This is a genomic window from Curtobacterium sp. ER1/6, from assembly GCF_001742745.1.
Taxonomy (GTDB): domain Bacteria; phylum Actinomycetota; class Actinomycetes; order Actinomycetales; family Microbacteriaceae; genus Curtobacterium; species Curtobacterium citri.
On sequence record NZ_MJAK01000001.1, the window covers coordinates 341,324 to 359,712 of the forward strand.

Annotated in this window: 16 protein-coding genes; 9 read left to right on the plus strand and 7 right to left on the minus strand. The window is 73.7% G+C overall.

Going from position 1 to position 18,389, the window contains the following annotated elements; genetic code table 11:
• Positions 1-20 precede the first annotated feature (20 nt).
• Positions 21-1,733: a maltose alpha-D-glucosyltransferase gene (treS, locus tag Cus16_RS01535; RefSeq protein ID WP_069710852.1), complete on the minus strand. Its 1,713-nt coding sequence runs from the start codon at positions 1,731-1,733 to the stop codon at positions 21-23.
• A gap of 214 nt (positions 1,734-1,947) precedes the next feature.
• Here treS and Cus16_RS01540 point away from each other — a divergent pair, with 214 nt between their 5' ends.
• Positions 1,948-2,973, plus strand: coding sequence for an alpha/beta fold hydrolase (locus Cus16_RS01540; protein ID WP_083263611.1), 1,026 nt, complete (start codon positions 1,948-1,950; stop codon positions 2,971-2,973).
• Positions 2,970-4,052 carry a glycosyltransferase family 4 protein gene (locus Cus16_RS01545; protein ID WP_069710853.1) on the plus strand — a complete coding sequence of 361 codons (1,083 nt, stop codon included), beginning with the start codon at positions 2,970-2,972 and terminating at the stop codon, positions 4,050-4,052. The genes Cus16_RS01540 and Cus16_RS01545 overlap by 4 nt, the downstream gene beginning before the upstream one ends.
• A 94-nt stretch (positions 4,053-4,146) precedes the next feature.
• Here the strand turns inward: Cus16_RS01545 and Cus16_RS01550 are convergent, their stop codons facing one another.
• The 3 genes from Cus16_RS01550 to Cus16_RS01560 form a co-directional block, all read right to left on the minus strand.
• A complete protein-coding gene (locus tag Cus16_RS01550) occupies positions 4,147-4,866 on the minus strand; it encodes a hypothetical protein (RefSeq protein ID WP_069710854.1) in 720 nt (239 codons plus the stop codon).
• A 103-nt stretch (positions 4,867-4,969) separates the two neighbouring features.
• Positions 4,970-5,605 carry a histidine phosphatase family protein gene (locus Cus16_RS01555; RefSeq protein WP_069710855.1) on the minus strand — a complete coding sequence of 212 codons (636 nt, stop codon included), beginning with the start codon at positions 5,603-5,605 and terminating at the stop codon, positions 4,970-4,972.
• Positions 5,602-6,492, minus strand: a complete 891-nt coding sequence (locus tag Cus16_RS01560; RefSeq protein ID WP_223246481.1) for a Sir2 family NAD-dependent protein deacetylase — start codon at positions 6,490-6,492, stop codon at positions 5,602-5,604. Before Cus16_RS01560 ends, Cus16_RS01555 begins: the two co-directional genes overlap by 4 nt.
• A gap of 59 nt (positions 6,493-6,551) precedes the next feature.
• Here Cus16_RS01560 and Cus16_RS01565 point away from each other — a divergent pair, with 59 nt between their 5' ends.
• Positions 6,552-7,382 carry a TrmH family RNA methyltransferase gene (locus tag Cus16_RS01565; protein ID WP_069710857.1) on the plus strand — a complete coding sequence of 277 codons (831 nt, stop codon included), beginning with the start codon at positions 6,552-6,554 and terminating at the stop codon, positions 7,380-7,382.
• Positions 7,383-7,391: 9 nt separating this feature from the next.
• Here Cus16_RS01565 and Cus16_RS01570 read toward each other — a convergent pair whose 3' ends face one another.
• Both Cus16_RS01570 and Cus16_RS01575 read right to left on the minus strand, forming a co-directional pair.
• Positions 7,392-8,987, minus strand: coding sequence for an AtzH-like domain-containing protein (locus tag Cus16_RS01570; protein ID WP_069710858.1), 1,596 nt, complete (start codon positions 8,985-8,987; stop codon positions 7,392-7,394).
• A complete protein-coding gene (locus Cus16_RS01575; protein ID WP_069711373.1) occupies positions 8,984-10,129 on the minus strand; it encodes an acetamidase/formamidase family protein in 1,146 nt (381 codons plus the stop codon). The genes Cus16_RS01570 and Cus16_RS01575 overlap by 4 nt, the downstream gene beginning before the upstream one ends.
• 127 nt (positions 10,130-10,256) lie before the next feature.
• Here Cus16_RS01575 and Cus16_RS01580 point away from each other — a divergent pair, with 127 nt between their 5' ends.
• Positions 10,257-11,504 (plus strand): D-alanyl-D-alanine carboxypeptidase family protein, encoded by a 1,248-nt coding sequence (locus tag Cus16_RS01580; protein WP_069710859.1) that lies wholly within the window; start codon positions 10,257-10,259, stop codon positions 11,502-11,504.
• Positions 11,505-11,514: 10 nt separating this feature from the next.
• Positions 11,515-12,894: a serine hydrolase domain-containing protein gene (locus Cus16_RS01585; RefSeq protein ID WP_069710860.1), complete on the plus strand. Its 1,380-nt coding sequence runs from the start codon at positions 11,515-11,517 to the stop codon at positions 12,892-12,894.
• A gap of 36 nt (positions 12,895-12,930) precedes the next feature.
• On the opposite strand, the gene Cus16_RS01590 is transcribed toward Cus16_RS01585, so the two are convergent.
• Complete coding sequence (locus tag Cus16_RS01590; RefSeq protein ID WP_069710861.1) at positions 12,931-13,725, minus strand: SGNH/GDSL hydrolase family protein; 795 nt, start codon at positions 13,723-13,725, stop codon at positions 12,931-12,933.
• 23 nt (positions 13,726-13,748) lie between these two features.
• On the opposite strand from Cus16_RS01590, the gene Cus16_RS01595 reads away from it, so the two are divergent.
• The 4 genes from Cus16_RS01595 (at position 13,749) to Cus16_RS01610 (ending at position 18,373) form a co-directional block, all read left to right on the plus strand.
• Positions 13,749-14,906: an acyl-CoA dehydrogenase family protein gene (locus tag Cus16_RS01595; RefSeq protein ID WP_069710862.1), complete on the plus strand. Its 1,158-nt coding sequence runs from the start codon at positions 13,749-13,751 to the stop codon at positions 14,904-14,906.
• Positions 14,907-14,942: 36 nt separating this feature from the next.
• On the plus strand, positions 14,943-16,193 hold the full coding sequence (gene dinB, locus Cus16_RS01600) for a DNA polymerase IV (protein WP_069710863.1): 1,251 nt from the start codon (positions 14,943-14,945) through the stop codon (positions 16,191-16,193).
• A gap of 164 nt (positions 16,194-16,357) precedes the next feature.
• Entirely contained in the window at positions 16,358-18,157 is a 1,800-nt protein-coding gene (locus tag Cus16_RS01605; RefSeq protein ID WP_069711374.1) for a DEAD/DEAH box helicase, read from the plus strand.
• 9 nt (positions 18,158-18,166) lie between these two features.
• Entirely contained in the window at positions 18,167-18,373 is a 207-nt protein-coding gene (locus tag Cus16_RS01610) for a hypothetical protein (protein WP_069710864.1), read from the plus strand.
• Positions 18,374-18,389: the final 16 nt, after the last annotated feature.

Genomic DNA, 18,389 nt, shown 5'->3' on the forward strand with positions numbered 1-18,389 from the left:
CGCCGGACGGCGCGACCGCCCTACTGGGCGACCGGCCGTCCGACGTGCAGCCAGTAGAAGGACTGCGTCCCCATCGTCAGCGTGACGGTCCCGTCCTCGTCGAACGACGGGAAGGACCCACCGCCGAACAGGTCGTACAGCGGCCGCCCGGCGAACTCCGGCGCCGTGATCGTGACCGACGTCGGGTTCGTGGCGAACGAGAACACGCAGAGGACGTCCTCGGCGGACGGGCCGAACTGCTGCCCGGACCCCTCCCACGAGCGCACGAACGCCAGCACCGAGTCGTTGTCGGTGTCCTGCACGTGCAGCGACCCCATGCCGAAGACCGGGTGCGCCTTGCGGACGTGGATCACGTTGCGGACCCAGTGCAGCAGGGACCGGGACTGGGCGAGCTGCGCCTCGACGTTCACCTGTGCGTAGTTGTAGACGAGCGACTGCACGACGGGCAGGTACAGCTTGCCCGGGTCCGCGGTCGAGAAGCCCGCGTTGCGGTCCGGCGTCCACTGCATCGGCGTGCGCGAGGAGTCGCGGTCCGGCAGCCAGATGTTGTCGCCCATGCCGATCTCGTCCCCGTAGTAGAGGAACGGCGACCCGGGCAGCGAGAACAGCAGGGCGTGGATGAGCTCGAGCTCGGCGCGGGAGTTGTCGAGCAACGGCGCGAGGCGACGGCGAATGCCGATGTTCGACCGCATCCGCGGGTCGTAGCCGTACCAGCCGTACATCGCCTGCCGGTACTCCTCGCTCACCATCTCGAGCGTCAGCTCGTCGTGGTTGCGGAGGAAGACGCCCCACGCGGCCTTCTCGGGCACGTCGAGGGTCTCGGACAGGATCGCCTTGAGCTCGGCGGCGTGCTGGGCGCGGAGCGAGTAGAAGATGCGCGGCATCACCGGGAAGTCGAACGCCATGTGGCACTCGGGCTCCTCGTCGGTGCCGAAGAACGCCGCCGTCTCGCGCGGCCACTGGTTCGCCTCCGCGAGCAGGACGCGACCGGGGTACTCGTCGTCGACCATCGACCGGAGCTTCTTGATGAACTCGTGGGTCTCCGGCTCGCCCTCGCCGTTGCCCTCCTCGGACTCGAAGAGGTACGGGATCGCGTCGAGCCGCAGCCCGTCGACCCCGAGGTCGAGCCAGTGCCGGACGACGTCGTACACGGCCTCGACCACGGCCGGGTTCTCGAAGTTGAGGTCGGGCTGGTGCGAGAAGAACCGGTGGAAGAAGAACTGCCGGCGCACCGGGTCGAACGTCCAATTCGACTCCTCGGTGTCGACGAAGATGATGCGGATGTTCTCGTAGTGCTCGTCGGTGTCGCGCCACACGTAGAAGTCGCCGTAGGGGCCGTCCGGGTCCTCGCGGGACTGCTGGAACCACTCGTGCTGGTCCGAGGTGTGGTTGATCACCATGTCGATCACGATGCGCATGTTGCGCTCGTGCGACTTCGTGACGAGTTCGCGGAAGTCGTCGAGCGTGCCGAACTCCGGCAGGATCGCGCGGTAGTCCGAGATGTCGTAGCCGCCGTCGCGCATCGGCGACTGGAAGAACGGCGGCAGCCAGATGGCGTCGACGCCGAGCCACTGGAGGTAGTCCAGCTTGCCGATGACGCCCTGGATGTCCCCGATGCCGTCGCCGTTCGAGTCGACGAACGAGCGGATCATGCACTCGTAGAAGACCGAACGCTTGTACCACTGCGGGTCCAGCGTGAGTCCGGGCAGCTGGATCGGGGCCGTGAAGGTCAAGCGTGCTCCTCAGTCGTCGGCGGGCCGGTGGCGTGGCCCGACCCGACCAACAGTAGGCGCGTCCCGCTGCTGCTGTCCGCGGGTTGCGGTCACGACCGCGCCCGGTGGCCGGACGGGAGGCGCGCACTGCTCCACAGGGCGCCTCCCGCCCGTCATCGTCCACCGCCGGGCGCGGGGCGCGGCCGCCGCGGTGCGGCTTCGTAGACTGGCCGCGATGCAACCACCCGTGATCTCCCCGTACCAGTCGCTCGTGGCCGCGACCCCCGTCGTGCACCGCGCCGTCGCGGTCGACGGCCGCACGACCCACTACTGGGAGTACGGCCCCGCCGACGCCACCGCGACGGTGCTGGCGGTGCACGGGTTCCGCGGCGACCACCACGGGCTCGAGACGATCGCGGCACACCTCCGCGGGGTGCGGGTCATCGTGCCCGACCTGCCCGGCTTCGGCGTCTCGGACCCGCTCCCGGTGTCGGACGTCGACGCGTACGTCGGCTGGCTCACCGGGTTCCACCGCGCGCTCGGACTCGGCGTCGACACCGTCGTGCTCGGACACTCGTTCGGGTCGATCGTGACCGCGGCGACCGTCGCCGCCGGACTCGCGACCCGGCTGCTCGTGCTCGTGAACCCGATCGCCGCCCCGGCACTGCAGGGTCCCCGGGGCATCGCCACCGCCATCGCGGTCGGCTACTACCGCGCCGGGGCCGTGCTGCCGCGCCCGCTCGGCCTCGGACTGCTCCGGAACCCGGCCATCGTGCGGGGCATGAGCGTCGCGATGCTCAAGACGCGTGACCGCGACACGCGCCGGTGGGTGCACGACCAGCACGACCGGTACTTCTCGGCCTTCGCCGATCGGACGAGCGTGCTCGAGGCGTTCCGGACCTCGGTGTCCCACGACGTGTCCGAGTACGCGGACCGGATCGACGTGCCCGTGCTGCTCGTCGCGGCCGAGCACGACGACATCACGGCGGTGCCGGAGCAGCGCCGACTGGCTGAGCGGCTGGCGGACGCCGAGCTCGTCGTGGTGCCGGGCGTGGGGCACCTGGTGCACTACGAGACGCCCGGAGCAGCGGCCGACGCCGTGCTCCGGCGGATGGCGGACACGCCCGCGAAGCGTCCGGCGCGCGGCGGTGCGAAGCGGTCGACGACCGGACGGGCATCCGCGAAGGCGTCGCCACCGCAACCGACGCCATCGAAGCCGACACCACCGCAGGCCGGGCCGACCGGGGGGACGCCGTCGTGAGGCGACTCCGCATCGGCATCGACTGCCGCTACGTCCGCATCGGGCGACACGACGGCATCAGCCGGTTCACCGCCGGGATCGTCGCGCACCTGCCCGACCGGCACGACCACGTCCTCCTGGTGCACGACGAGCGCCAGCTCGACCAGCTGCCCGCCGGCATCCCGTGGGAGCGCATCCCGGCGCCGACCGACGCGAGGGAGCCGCTGGTCGCCCGACGGGTGTCACGGCTCGGGCTCGACGCCGTGTTCTCGCCGATGCAGACGATGGGGTCCCGCGGCCGTCGCTACGCGCTCGTGCTCACCCTGCACGACCTCATCTACTACCGGAACCGCACGCCCCCGCGCGAGTTCTCGTGGCCGATCCGGCTCGGCTGGCGGCTCTTCCATCTGAGCTGGGCGCCGCAGCGGTTCCTGCTGAACGGGGCCGACGGCGTCGTCACGGTGTCGGAGACGACCGCTCGCCTGATCGAGGCGCACCGGCTGACGAGCCGACCGGTCACCGTGGCGTACAACGCCGCCGACCCGGCCGGACCGCGCGACCCCGCCGCGGGTCGCGAGCGCTCCCTCGTCTACATGGGCTCGTTCATGCCGTACAAGAACGTCGAGACGCTCGCCGCGGCGCTCCCGCTCCTCGGTCCCGACTGGACGCTGCACTGCATGTCCCGGGTGAGCGACGCCGACCGCCGTCGGCTCGAGCGTCTGGCCCCGGAGGGCGCCGTGGTCTTCCACGACGGGGCGTCGGACGACGAGTACCTCGCGGCGCTGCGGACGGCGACGGCACTCGTCACGGCCTCGTACGACGAGGGCTTCGGCATCCCGCTGGTCGAGGCCATGGGGGTCGGGACGCCGGTCGTCGTCAGCGACGTGCCCATCTTCCGGGAGATCGGTGGGGACGCGGCCGAGTACTTCGACCCGTCGTCACCCGCCGCGGTCGCCGCGGCCGTCCGTCGCGTCGAGGAGCGCTGGGACGATGCGTCGCGGGCGTCGCTCGAGCGCGCCGCACGGTTCCGGTGGCAGGACTCGGCGGAGCAGGTCGTCCGCGCGGTGGAACGCGCCGTGACGGACCGCGAGCGGCGCTGACGGACCGCGAGCGGCGCTGACCGAGCGCGGTCGGTACTGACCGGCCGCGGCACCGGACCGCGGCCGGAGCACATCGACGGTGTGCGCCGCTGTGTCAGGACGGCCGCGCGGAGCCGATCGTCGCCCCCGGGAACACCCGGTGCGTCCGGTCCGTCGCCACGCCGACGATCGCGGCGAGGGCGACGCCCCGCCCGCTCGTCAGCACCACCACGCGCTGGTCGGCCGGTTCGTCCGACGGGCTGCCCGGACCCCAGGAGCAGGAGACCCCGACCACGCCGCCGATCGTCTCGACGGTCCGCGCGAGGTCGAAGCGCCGGACGGAGGTAGCGGCGTCGTTCGAGACCCCGACGCGCAGCCCGTCGAAGCGGGCCTCGACGCCGACGCGCACACCGTTCCCGTCCGCTGCCGCGACCGCTGCGCTGAGGGCACGCACGAGGTCCGTCTGCTCGCCGTGCGACAGACCACCGTCCGCCACGACGACGGCGGACACGTCCCAGCTCGCGAAGGAGCGCTTCTCGGTCGCTCCGTCCTGCACGGACGCGACCCCGTCGACGTCCGTGGCGAGCGTCCGCAGCCGGTCGAGGGCTGCGTCGGGCTGCGGGAAGATCCCACCGACGCCGTTCTGGATGCTCCCGATGATCGTGGAGAGCACGAGGACCAGGACGACTCCGATCACGGCGGCGGCCAGTGCGATGACCGATCCGCTCCGGACCCGTCGGGCAACCGGGGGACGGGCCACCGATGCCGTGTCTGGTCCGAACGCGCGGTCGAGGTCGTCCGGGTCGTCCCCGGGTCCCGTCGGTTGTGTCGTCATCGCCTCCCCCTCCGAGCACGCTGGCCGTCCGATCGTGGATCGGAGCCTAGCGGCGGGGAGGGACAGCGGCGCTCAGCGCCGTCCGGACAGCGACGAGAGTCGCTCAGCGGCGCTCGAGCGGGTTCTGCTCCACGAACGACTCGTCGCCGGTCTGCTCGGACACCTCGTCGAGCGGGTCGTCGAACCGGACGAGCTCGGCACGGAAGCGCTCGGGGTCCCAGCGGAAGGAGTGCACCGACCCGTTCCGGATCGGCGTGGACCAGCGCTCGGCGGTCCCGGGGGCCGCGGCGTTGACGACGCTCCGGATCACCGCGCCGTGCGTGGCCACCACCACCGACCCGGCGTCGAAGCGGACGGCGATCTCGGCGAGGGTCTCGGTCGCCCGCGCGAGGAGTGCGGCGCGGGACTCCCGCCCGGGCACGTCGTCGTGCGGGTATCGCTCGGTCACCTCGGCGTCGGTGAGCCCCTCGGCCTCGCCGTAGGACCGTTCCGCGAGTCCCGGGTAGGTGGTGGGCTCGGGCAGGCCGAGGTGGCGGGCGATGATCGCGCCCGTCTCGAAGGCCCGGGAGAGCGGGGACGCGACGACGGCGTCGAAGCGCCGCCGTCCGAGCAGGAGTGCCGTGGCGGCGGCCTGCGACCGGCCGGTGTCGTTGAGGGGGATGTCGGTCGAGCCCTGGATGCGGCGATGCGCGTTCCAATCGGTCTCGCCGTGCCGGACCAGGGTGAGGAGCGTCGTCACCGGTCGATCATCGCAGACGACCCGGAGGACGGGTCCGTCGTGTCCGGTCGGCTCGCCGCGGGCAGGAGCCGCGCGGCCAGGGCCTCGAGCGTCTCGGTCGTCCCGGCGTCGATCTTGGCGACGGCCCGACGGTCGCTCCGCGTCACGCCGCGGTTGACGATGACGACGGGGCGCTTCCGCCGGGTGGCGTGGTCGACGAGCCGGACGCCGGAGTTGACGGTGAGCGACGACCCGACGACGAGCAGGGCGTCGGCGTCGGCGACGATCGACACCGCCTCGCGGAACTTCTCGGCCGGCACGAACTCGCCGAAGAAGACCACGTCGGGCTTGAGCACGCCGCCGCACACCGAGCAGTCGGGCACCCGGAAGCGCTCCACGTCGGTGATCTCGACGTCCCCGTCGGGCTGCAGCTGGACGGTGCCGGGCTCGTCGATCCACGGGTTGTCCCGGTCGAGGACGGCCGCGAGGTCGGCGCGGGAGAACACCTGCCCGCAGGTCAGGCACACCGCGCGGTCCATGGAGCCGTGCACCTCGACGACCCGGCGCGACCCGGCACGCAGGTGCAGGCCGTCGACGTTCTGCGTGACCACGCCGCCGACGACCCCGGCGTCCTCGAGCGCCGCGAGCGCCCGGTGACCGGCGTTCGGGCGGGCCGCCGCGAAGGTCCGCCAGCCGAGGTGCGACCCGGCCCAGTACCGCTGCCGCTTGGCGGGGTCGGCACGGAACTCCTGGAACGTCATCGGCTTCCGCACGACGCGGCCGGCGCCGCGGTAGTCGGGGATGCCCGAGTCGGTGCTCAGTCCGGCTCCGGACAGCACGGCGATCCGCTTGCCCGCCAGGAGCTCCACGACGCGGTCGAGCTCGTCCTGCGTCGGGTCGGTCAGCACGTCGTCCACGGTACCCTCAACAGCCGAACGCCCAGCCGCCTTCCCACGAAACGAGCCCCGTGCACCCCGTCCGCATCGACTCCCTCGACGACCCCCGTCTCGACGACTTCGCCCGGCTCACCGACGTCGCGCTCCGCCGGGTGACCGAACCCGAGGGCGGCCTGTACATCGCCGAGTCGAACACGGTCATCGAGCGGGCGGTCCGGGCCGGCCACGTGCCGCGCAGCGTCATCGTGCAGGAGAAGTGGCTCGACAGCGTCCTGCCGCTCGTCGCCGACCACGACGGCCCGGTGTTCGTCGGCCCGGACGCGCTGCTCGAGGAGCTCACCGGGTTCCGGATGCACCGGGGTGCCCTCGCGGCGATGCACCGCCCGGTCCTGCCGTCCGTCGCCGACGTCGTGCGCGACGCCCGGGTCGTCGTCGTCCTCGAGGACGTCGTCGACCACACCAACGTCGGCGCGGTGTTCCGGAGCGTCGCCGGCCTCGGCGCCGATGCCGTGCTCGTCAGCCCGCGCTGCGCGGACCCCCTCTACCGCCGGAGCGTCCGGGTGAGCATGGGCACCGTGCTGCAGGTCCCGTGGACCCGCATCGGTGAGTGGCCGGCCGCCGGCGAGGAACTCCGGGCACAGGGCTTCCACCTCGCCGCGATGGCGCTCACGGACCGCTCGGTCGACCTCGACGCGTTCGTCGACGACGTCCCGGAGCGGGTCGCGCTCGTGATGGGCACGGAGGGCCAGGGGCTCACCGACGCCGCGATCGCGTCCGCCGACACGACGGTCCGCATCCCGATGGCGCACGGCGTCGACTCGCTCAACGTCGCGGCCGCGAGCGCGGTCGGGCTCTGGGCGGTCACGCACGCGCAGCGCGCGGTGCGGCCCTCGGCAGGCTGACCCCGGCACTCACGCCGTGACGGCCGGGAGGCCCGCCCCCACCCCGTCGGACGTCCAGTGAGCCGCCGTGGTCACCAGGGCACGGTCCGTCCCGGCCCCGCCGGTCAGGCAGAGCCCGACGGGTGCCCCGCCCACCGTCAGCGCGGGGACGCTGAGCGACGGGACGCCGCCGACGCTCGCGAGCGCGGTCATGGTGGTCGTCGCGGTGCGGACGCGTTCGAGCTCGGCCGTGTCCGAGGCCAGCGCCGGCGCCGGACCCGGTGCCGTGGGCGTCACGAGCAGCCGGCCGACGAGCGCCGCGCGGACCGCGGCACGGACGCCGTCGAGGCGGGCGCGTGCCGCGGCGACGGCCTCCGGTGGGTTCGCGGCCGCCGCGGCGAACCGCGCACCGACGACGGCACCGAGCGCTCCCGGGTGCGCGGCGATCCACGGACCGTGGACCGCGGTCGCCTCGGCGCCCTGCACGAGCCGGAGGAGTTCGCGCAGGTCTTCGAGCGGCGGGAGGCCGAGGTCGTCGAGCGTGACGACGGGCAGGTCCCCGACGGCGTCCCCGAAGGCCGCCCGGGTCGCCGGGTCCGCGGCGGCGACGAGCTCGGCGAGCACCACCGGCGTGCCGGCGTCGGCGGTCGGCGACCGATCGGGGACCGAGGCGTCCAGGGCTCGGAGCAGCGTCGTGGCGTCCCGGGTCAGCCAGCCGACGGCGTCGAACGACGGCGCGAGCGGCAGCAGCCCCGCGCGGTCGACGAGCCCGTGGCTGGTCCGGAGGCCCCAGAGGCCCTGGTAGGACGCGGGGATCCGCAGCGAACCCGCGGTGTCCGTGCCGACGCCCACGTCCGCCGTCCCGGAACCGACGGCCGACGCGCAGCCGCTGGACGAGCCTCCCGGCAGGGCGGACGGGACCGCGGGGTTCGGCGGCGTGCCGTGGTGCTCGTTCCGTCCGGTGAGCGCGTAGGCGAACTCGTCGGTGCGCGCGATGCCGCGCACCGACGCGCCGACGGCGAGGAGCGCTGCGACCGCCGTGGCGGAGGCGGCGGCGGGCGACGACTCCTCGAGGAAGGTCGGGTTGCCCGCGCCGGTGCGGTGACCGGCGACCGCGTAGAGGTCCTTGACCGCGACGGTGACACCGTCGAGCGTGCCGCTGCCCGTCGGCGGCAGGAGCGGGTCGCCGACGACGCGCCAGACGGTCGTGTCGAGGGCTCGGGGACGGCCGGTGACGTGCGCCGCGGCGATCCGCCACGTGTCGGCGTCGCGCTGCCACAGCTGCGTCTGCAGACCGGAGCCGCCGGCGTGCGAGGTCGAGACCGAGACGACCAGCGCCAGGTCGTCGGTGAGCGGGCGGACCTCGACGCGGGTGAGGCTCCGCGGGGCGATCCCGCCGCGGGCCCCGCGGAAGGCGCTGATCGCGGCGTGCCCGACCAGCAGGCCGCGGTCGTCGCCGCGCATCGTGTCGGGGGAGCGGACGAAGGCGTCGTCGAGGGCGGGCAGGTCGTCGGCGGCGAGGGCGCGCTCGTAGGCGTCGAGCGCCGCGAGGAGCCCGTCCGGAGCGGCGGCCGAGCCGTCCGGCGCCGGCGTCGAACCGTCGGGCGACGGCGTCGAGGCGGTCACCGGACGTCCGCGAAGTCGGCCTTGCGGATCCGGGCGTGCGCACCGGTGACGAGGTCGACGACCTGGGAGACGTCGAAGTCCGTCGCGGCGCTGAGGTACGCGTACGCCAGGTGCGGCTCCATGCCGTACCGCGCCCCGAGGATCGCGATCGCGTGCCGGACGCAGGCGCGCACGGCCTCGTCGAGGTCGGGGTCGAGTCCGGTCGGCACGAGGTGCTCCTGCGTCTCGACGAGCGGCCACACCAGCTCGCCGAACCGCTGCGCCGCCTCGGCGGCCGGTGTCACGTCGAACCGGATCGTCGCCCGGAGCGACGCCTCCATCGCGGTGAGCGCCACCTCGCCGTCGCCCTGCGCGAAGTGCGGGTCACCGACGTAGGCGAGCGCCCCGGGCACGAGCACCGGGAGGTGGAGCTGCGCGCCCACCTGCAGGAGGTTGACGTCGAGGTTCCCGCCGTGCCGCCCCGGTGGGACCGAGTGGCGGCGCTCCCCGGGGGTCGCGACGCCCATGATGCCGAGGAACGGTGCGAGCGGGAAGTGCGCGGCGCGGTCGCCGCCCTCGGTGAGCGGGATGCGTCCGCGCGGGCCGTCGGCACCGGGGACGCGGTCGGCGGGGACGACCTCGGCGAACACGCTGACCGTGCGGCCGTCGACGGGGTACTCGCCGTGCAGGGCGCCGCGGCCGTGCCGGTTCGACACGACCCCGTACGGCACGCGCGGCAGGGTCTCGAGCACGGTCATGGTGAGCACGTCGCCGGGCTCGGCCCCCTCGACGGCGATCGGCCCGGTCACGACGTGCGGACCGTCGGCCTCGGGGTCGCGCCGTCCGGCACGGGCGACCGCCACGGCGTCCTCGAGCACGTGCTCGCGGGGGACGCCGTGGCGTGCGAAGAAGGCCACCGGGTCGCTGCCCTGGTCGGGGAGGATCCCCTCGTGGCTGACGGTGTCGACGGTGACGTCGTCGCCGGACGCCACGGTGAGCACCGGCCGGTCGTCGGCGTTCGGCAACCGACCCCACAGGACCTCGTCCGCCACCGCCGGCAGGTACCGGGCGGACCGGACCGGGCCGGACCCGGGCTGGAGCACCGGGAGACCGGTGGGGGCGGCAGGGGCGGTGGCGACGTCCGGGGTGGTTCCGTGGAGCATGGTCAGCACGCTAGGGCCGACGGCACCGGCGTCATGGCCCGGACGCCGATGTTTTACGTGTTCGTCACACGGGGTCGCCTCGCGCGTCCAGCCGAGCCCGCGGGACCGCCGACTACGCTGTGGTGCCGTGCCACGAGTCGTCCGCAGCCCCCGATCCGCCGTCCGGAGGCCCCTGACGATCGGCGTCGTCGTCGTGCTCCTGCTGGCCGTCGGCTACCTGGTGGCCGCGGCGGTCGTGCCGTTCGCCCCGGCGAGCGCCACCACCGCCCGGTACGTGTCGCCGACGTCGACGCTGCCGGAGCTCCGCTTCCCGGGCTACGGCGCGACCGCGGTCCAGGCCACGGGCTTCCCGGAGAGCCTCCGGACGAGCGGGGACACGGATCCCCGGTCGATCGCGAGCATCACGAAGGTCGTGACCGCGCTCGTCGTGCTCGACGAGAAGCCCCTCGAGGTCGGGCAGGCGGGTCCGTCCATCCGTTTCGACGCCGAGATGCAGGCCCTCTACGCGACGTACCTCGCGAAGAACGGCGAGGTCGCGCCGATGCCGGACGGCCTGCGGCTGTCCGAGTACCAGACCATGCAGGTCATGCTGATGAAGTCGGCGAACAACTACGCCGGGTCCCTCGCGTTGTGGGCGTTCGGTTCGATGGGCGCCTACGAGCGCGCGGCCGCGGCCTGGCTCGACGAGCACGACCTCGACCACACCACCATCCACGAGCCGACCGGCCTCGACCCCGCGAACCGGTCGACGGCGACGGACCTCGTCCGGCTCGGGCAGCTGGCCCTGGCGGACCCGGTGGTCAAGGAGATCGTCGGGACGAAGCAGGTCACCGTGCCCGGTGCCGGCGCGATCGAGAACTCGAACAAGCTCCTCGGCATGGACGGCATCGAGGGGATCAAGACCGGCACGCTCGACGAGGCCGGCGCGTGCCTGCTCTTCGCGGCGACCTACGAGCGGGGCGGTCGGCCGGTGACGGTCGTCGGCGTGATGCTCGGCGGCGTCGACCACGACGCGCTCGACGTCGACGTCCAGCGGCTGCTGCGGTCGGTCGCCGACAACTTCCAGGTCGTGACGCTCACGCACGCCGGGCAGACGTTCGGGACCTTCTCGACCCCCTGGCGCGACGAGGCCGACGCCGTCGCGGCGGAGCCGGCCGAGGTGCTCGTCTGGGGCACGACGGCCGTCACCGCGAAGGCACGCCTGCAGCGGATCACCTTCGGCGAGCGCGGCGAGCGCGTCGGCGCGGTCCGCTTCACGATCGAGCACCACGACCCGGTGACCGTGCCGCTGGTGCTCGAACGGTCCATCGAGGACCCCGGCGTCTGGTGGCGGTGGACGAACCCGTTCCAGGGCGTGGACGCCGCCGCCGCGTAATGTCGGCGGCGTGACGACGACGTTCCCCCGCAGCACCCCGTCCGCCCTCGGCATCGACGCACGCGGGGTCGCCGCGTTCCTCGACGCCCTCGAGTCCACGCCGGACGTCGAACCGCACAGCATCGTGCTGCTCCGCCACGGCCGGCTCGCGGCGTCGGGCTGGTGGGCGCCGTACGCCGCCGACCGCGTGCACCTGCTCTACTCGCTGAGCAAGAGCTTCACGGCCGCGGCCGTCGGGATCGCGGTCCGTCAGGGCCTGGTCGACCTCGACGCGACCGTCCTGTCGTACTTCCCCGAGCTCGACGCCGACGTGACGGACGAGCGCAGTCGTCGGATGCGCGTCCGGCACCTCCTCGCCATGGCGAGCGGCCACCGCGAGGAGACCCTCGAGCGGGCCCGGGCGGCCGACCCGGCGGACCTCGTGCGCGGCTTCCTGCTGACCCCGCCGGACGGGGAGCCCGGCACGGTCTTCGCCTACAACCAGCCGTGCACCTACACGCTCGGCGCGATCGTCCGGCGCGTCACCGGTGGCTCGCTCGTCGACTGGCTCCGGCCGCGCCTGCTCGACCCGCTCGGCATCGACGACCTCGCCTGGACGCGCGACGAGACCGGCGCGGAACTCGGCTTCAGCGGCTGCCACGCCCCGACGTCGGCCGTCGCCGCACTCGGCCAGCTGTACCTGCAGCACGGCGTGTGGGACGGCGAGCGGATCCTCGACGAGGACTGGGTCCAGGCCGCGACGACCGCGCAGGTCGCCAACCCCGACGAGGAGAACGTCGACTGGCGGCAGGGCTACGGCTTCCAGTTCTGGGTGGCACGCCACGGCTTCCGTGGCGACGGCGCCTACGGCCAGTTCTGCGTCGTCCTGCCGGAGCAGGACGTCGTGCTCGCGCTCACCGGGCAGAGCCTCGACATGCAGGCCGTCCTCGACGCCGCCTGGCAGCACCTGCTCCCCGCCATCGACGGTCCGGTGGACACGGGTGCGGACACGGACGCGGACGCCGGACTGGAGGCGCGGCTCGCCGCCCTGGGGCTGCCCCCGGTCGCGGGCGGTCGCCTCACCGACGACGCTGCCGGGTCCTACGAGACGGCCGGTGTCCTCGAGGGCCTCCGGCTCGAGCGGGACGCCGACGGCTGGCGCGTGACGGTCGACGTCGACGGCGGGCTGCTCTCGGTCCCGGTCGGCGAGGGGGAGTGGGCGACCGAGGGACCCCTGGCGGCGAGCGGGGCGACGGACCCCGACGGCTCGGTGCACCTCGGGGTGCGCTTCGTCGAGACGCCGCACGCCGCGCGCCTCCGCCTGTACCCGGCACGGGGCACGGCGACGGCCGAGTGGGTCACGCAGCCGCTGCACGACGGTCCGCTCACGCTCCGTCGCCCGGCCGACTGAGGACCGCCGGCGGTCGGCGGCGTTCGCCGGCGGGAGTCAGGGCGCGTCGGAACCGCGCGCGACGACCGGCAGCAGCTCGGGCCGCTTCGGTCGGACGCCGTCGCCCGAGGACGTGTGCCGGATGCGCCGCACGACCCACGGCACGAGGTACTCGCGCGCCCAGCCGAGGTCCTCGACGCGGGCCTCGCGCCACGGCCGGGCCTCGAGCGGCTCCGGGACGAACGGCTCGAGACCGTGGTCGACGTCGAGCGCGTCGAGCACGGCGGCGGCGACGGTCGCGTGCCCGGTCGGGGAGTGGTGCAGCCGGTCCGGTGCCCACATCCGCGGGTCGCGCAGGACCCGCAGCGCCCACATGTCCGCCACGACCGCACCGTGCTTGAGCGCGATCGCGTGCAGGTTCTCGTTGTAGACGGCGGTCTTGCCGCGCACCATGCCGAGGACCGGGGTCATGCCGACGTCGGGGCCGGTGAAGAGCACGACGGTCGCCCCGTCGCTTCGGAGGCGCTCGACCATGCCGTCGAAGCGCTCGGCGAGCTCGTCCGGGTCCGAGCCGGGCCGGATGATGTCGTTGCCGCCCGCCGACACCGTCACGAGGTCCGGGCCGAGGGCGAGGGCGGGCTCGACCTGCTCGTCGACGATCTGCCCGAGCAACCGGCCGCGGATCGCGAGGTTGGCGTAGGCGAGACCGTCGGTGCGGTGGGCGAGCACCTCGGCCACCCGGTCGGCCCAGCCGCGGTTGCCGCCGGGGGCGGTCGGGTCCGGGTCCCCGATGCCCTCGGTGAACGAGTCACCGATCGCGACGTACCTGGTCCACGGATGACGATCTGACACCCGTGCGACCGTAGTCTCGTGCCATGACGATGGGCAACACGTCGGCGTGGACGCTGCCGGAGGACCTGCTCGGGCGGATCGCCGGGCGGGCACCGCGGTACGACGCCGAGAACGCCTTCTGCGCGGAGGACCTGGACGAGCTGCGCGCGGCGGGGTGGCTCCGGATCGGGGTGCCCGTCGAGCGGGGCGGCTCCGGGCTCGGGCTCGCCGCGACGGCTGCGCTGCAGCGGCGGCTCGCGCAGGCCGCACCGGCGACCGCGCTCGGACTCGGGATGCACCAGGTCTGGGTGCAGGCGGCGCGCGCGGTCGCCGCGCGGGGTGGGGCGTTCCTCCAGACCGTCACCGACCACGCCGCCGACGACCACCTGCTCGCCTTCGGGGTGAGCGAGCCGGGGAACGACGCCGTCCTGTTCGACTCGTCGACGACGGCGGAGCCGGACGGCGACGGCGGCTACCGCTTCACCGGGACGAAGGTCTCGACGTCGCTGGCGCCGGCGTGGGACGTGCTGAGCGTCTTCGGCAAGGACACCAGCGCGCCGGAGCCACGGCTCGTGCACGGCTTCGTGCTCCGCTCCGACGGCGACGTCGAGCACCTCGACGACTGGGACACGCTCGGCATGCGCGCGACGCAGAGCCGGACCACCCGGCTGCACGGCGTGCACGTGCCGGCGGACCGGATCGTGCGGGTGCTGCCGGTCGGACCGACCCCGGACCCGCTCGTGTTCGGCGTCTTCGCCGCGTTCGAGCTGCTCGTGGCGTCGGTGTACGTCGGGATCGCGTCGCGCGCGCTGGAGCTCGCCGTCGCGGCGGTCACCGGTCGCCACGACCGGGACGGGGTGCCGCGGTCGCAGGACCCCGACGTCCGCCGCACCGTCGCGGACCTCCGTGGGGCGGTCGACGCGGTGTCCCTGCAGGTGGCGTCCTTGGCACGGTCGGTCGACGAGCAGGACGACCTCGGGGCCCGATGGTTCCCGCTGCTCGTCGGGACGAAGGCCCGGACGGTCGACGCCGCGCAGCACGTCGTGGACGAGGCACTCCGGCTCGCCGGGGGTTCGGCGTACCGGTCGTCGTCCGAGCTCGCGCGGCTCGCGAGGGACGTCCGGGCGGGGCAGTACCACCCGTCGACGCGGGACTCGGCGGCGCGGACGATCGCCGCGGCGGAGCTCGGCCCACTGGCGTAGCCCGACGCTGTCGGTGGGGCGTGGCATCATCGCCGGGTGAGCAAGCAGGACGGACGCAACCGACTGGTCTCGGACCGTCCCGTCGACGACCGCACGGCGACGGTCCTGCACGTCGACATGGACGCCTTCTTCGCGTCCGTCGAACTGCTCGACCGACCCGACCTCGTCGGCCTGCCGGTCATCGTCGGGCACGACTCCGACCGCTCGGTCGTCACCGCCGCCACCTACGAGGCCCGGAAGTACGGCGTGAACTCCGCGATGCCGATGGCCGTCGCCAAGCGCCGGTGCCCGAACGCGGTCATCGTCGAACCGCACTTCGAGAAGTACAGCGCGAAGTCCGCTGCGGTCATGCGCGTGTTCGAGCAGTTCACGCCCCGGGTCGAGAAACTCGGGATCGACGAGGCCTTCCTCGACGTGGCCGGCGCACTGCGGCTGTACGGCACCCCGTGGGAGATCGGTCGGGCGATCCGCGCAGCCGTCCTCGCCGAGACCGGCCTGCACTGCTCGGTGGGCGCCGCGTCCACGAAGTTCGTCGCGAAGCTCGCGTCGAGCCGGTCGAAGCCGGACGGGCTGCTCGTCGTGCCCGCCGAGCACACCGTGGCGTTCCTGCACCCGCAACCGGTGTCCGCGCTCTGGGGGGTCGGCGGCACCACGCAGGAGAAGCTCGAACGCCGGGGCATCCGCACCGTCGGGGACCTCGCGCACACCCCGCTGCCGTCGCTCGTCGCCGCACTCGGGCCGGCCGGTGGCCAGCGCCTGCACGACCTGTCGTGGGGTCGGGACCCACGCGTGGTCGACACGGGCGTCAGCGAGAAGTCGGTCGGGCACGAGGTCACGTTCGGGCGCGACCTCACCGAGCGCGACGACGTCGCCCGGGAGCTCCTCCGCCTGTCCGACAAGGTGGCCGTGCGCCTGCGCCGGGCCGGCGTGCAGGCCCGCACGGTCGCGCTGAAGGTCCGGTACACCGACTTCTCGACGCTGACCCGCTCTCGCACGCTCGCAGAGCCGACCGACGTCGCCAAGCGCCTGCACCACGAGGCGGTCGAGCTCTACGACGTCCTGCACCGTCCGGGCAACCGGATCCGACTCATCGGCGTCCGCGGGGAGAACCTCGTCCCCGCCGCCGCGAGCAACGCGCTGTGGGACGACGACGCGCCGTGGCGCGAGACCGAGACGACCGTCGACGCGGTCGCCGCACGGTTCGGTGCCGGCGTGCTCCGACCGGCCTCGCTCGTGCGCGGCACGCCCGAGCAGCGCCCACCGCACGCCCGGCAGGACCCGGCGTGACGGTAGGATCTCGTGCAGTGAGCGCAGCGGAGTACGACGACCAGCAGCAGCCCGCGACGCTGTGGGACGAGGGTCCCGGGCGCGGCGCGGACGGTGCCGGACAGCGGTCCGCGGACGGACCGGAGTCGGTCGCCGAGGGCACCGCCCGCCCCCACGACGAGGCCGTGCAGCAGGCGGAGAACGCCGGCAACGCGGCGGCCGAGCACCTGTCCCCGGCGTTCCCCGAGCGAGCCGCCTGGGGCACCGCGTCGAAGCTCCGCGCATGGCAGGTCGAGGCGCTGACGAAGTACTTCGAGACCGAGCCGCGCGACTTCCTGGCGGCCGCGACCCCGGGCGCCGGCAAGACCACGTTCGCGCTCCGCCTCGCCACCGAGCTCCTCGCCCGTGGCACGGTCGACCGCATCGTGGTCGTCGCGCCGACCGAGCACCTGAAGCGCCAGTGGGCCGACTCCGCCGACCGGGTGGGCATCCGCATCGACCCGATGTTCAAGAACGGCGACGGCATGTACGGCCGGCACTACCAGGGCGTCGCGATCACGTACGCCCAGGTCGGCATGAACCCCGAGGTGCACCAGAAGATCACCGAGGGCGGCCGCACGCTCGTCATCCTCGACGAGGTCCACCACGGCGGCGACGCGCTCACCTGGGGCGACGGCATCCGCGAGGCGTTCACGAAGGCCACCCGTCGGCTCTCGCTGTCCGGCACGCCCTTCCGCTCCGACACGTCGCCGATCCCGTTCGTGCAGTACGCCCCCGACGAGCAGGGCATCCGCACCTCGATCTCCGACTACAACTACGGCTACGGCCGGGCGCTCAAGGACGGCGTCGTCCGCCCGGTGCTCTTCATGGCCTACGCCGGTCAGATGCGCTGGAAGACGCGGATGGGCGACGAGATGTCGGCGTCCCTCGGCGAGCAGGTGACGAAGGACATCACCGCCCAGGCCTGGCGCACGGCCCTGTCGCCCGAGGGCGAGTGGATGCCCGCCGTGCTGTCCGCCGCCGACAAGCGCCTGACCGAGGTGCGCCGCGGGGTGCCGGACGCGGGCGGGCTCGTCATCGCCACCGACACGACCACCGCCCGGGCGTACGCGCGCATCCTGCAGCAGATCACCGGCGAGCGGCCCACGGTCGTGCTGTCGGACGAGGCCGCCGCGTCGAGCCGCATCCAGGCGTACGCCGAGGACACCTCGCGCTGGATGGTCGCCGTCCGCATGGTGTCCGAGGGCGTCGACGTCCCGCGGCTCTGCGTCGGCGTGTACGCCACGAGCGCCAGCACACCGCTGTTCTTCGCGCAGGTGATCGGCCGCTTCGTGCGCGCCCGGCGCCGCGGCGAGACGGCGAGCGTGTTCCTGCCGAGCGTGCCGAACCTCATGGCGCTGGCCGCGTCGCTCGAACTCGAACGGGACCACGCCCTCGACCGGCCGAAGGACGCCGACGACGGGATGTACAACCCCGAGGACGCCATGGTCGCCGAGGCGAACAAGGAGGACCGGGCCTCGGAGAGCCTGCTCGAGGTGCAGCCCTTCGAGGCGCTCGACTCGCAGGCCTCGTTCGACCGGGTGCTCTACGACGGCGGCGAGTTCGGCACCGGGGGAGAGGTGGGCTCGCTCGAGGAGCTCGACTTCATCGGCATCCCGGGGCTCCTCGAACCCGACCAGGTACGCGACCTCCTCCGTGCACGACAGGCGACCCAGGCCAAGCGTTCGAAGGGCCGCACCGCCAAGGACGGCCTGCCGAAGCCGAAGGAGGACGTCGACCGACCGATGTACCAGACGATCAAGGAGCAGCGCACCGAGCTCGCGCGGCTCGTGTCGATCTGGTCGCGCCACTCGAACGAGCCGCACGGCGCGATCCACGCCGAGCTCCGACGGATCAGCGGCGGTCCGGCCGTGGCGCAGGCGAGCATCGAGCAGATCCAGAAGCGCATCGACGTGCTGCGCTCCCGCATCGGCGGACGCCGGTAGGCGCGCGACGTGCTCGACCCCGTGGACGACCGCACCTGGTACGTCCGGCGCGACGCCGAGGCGTCACCCGAGGCCATCGTCGACCGGTTCGGCGGCGGCTACCGGCTGCGCGCGTTCTCCCTGACGGAGTCCCGTCGGACGCAGCACGGGGTGTACACCGGTCCCGAACTCGCCGAGACCGCGTGGTGGCGTCTGCGCGACCGCCCGCGCGGCTGATGACACCGGGGGCCAA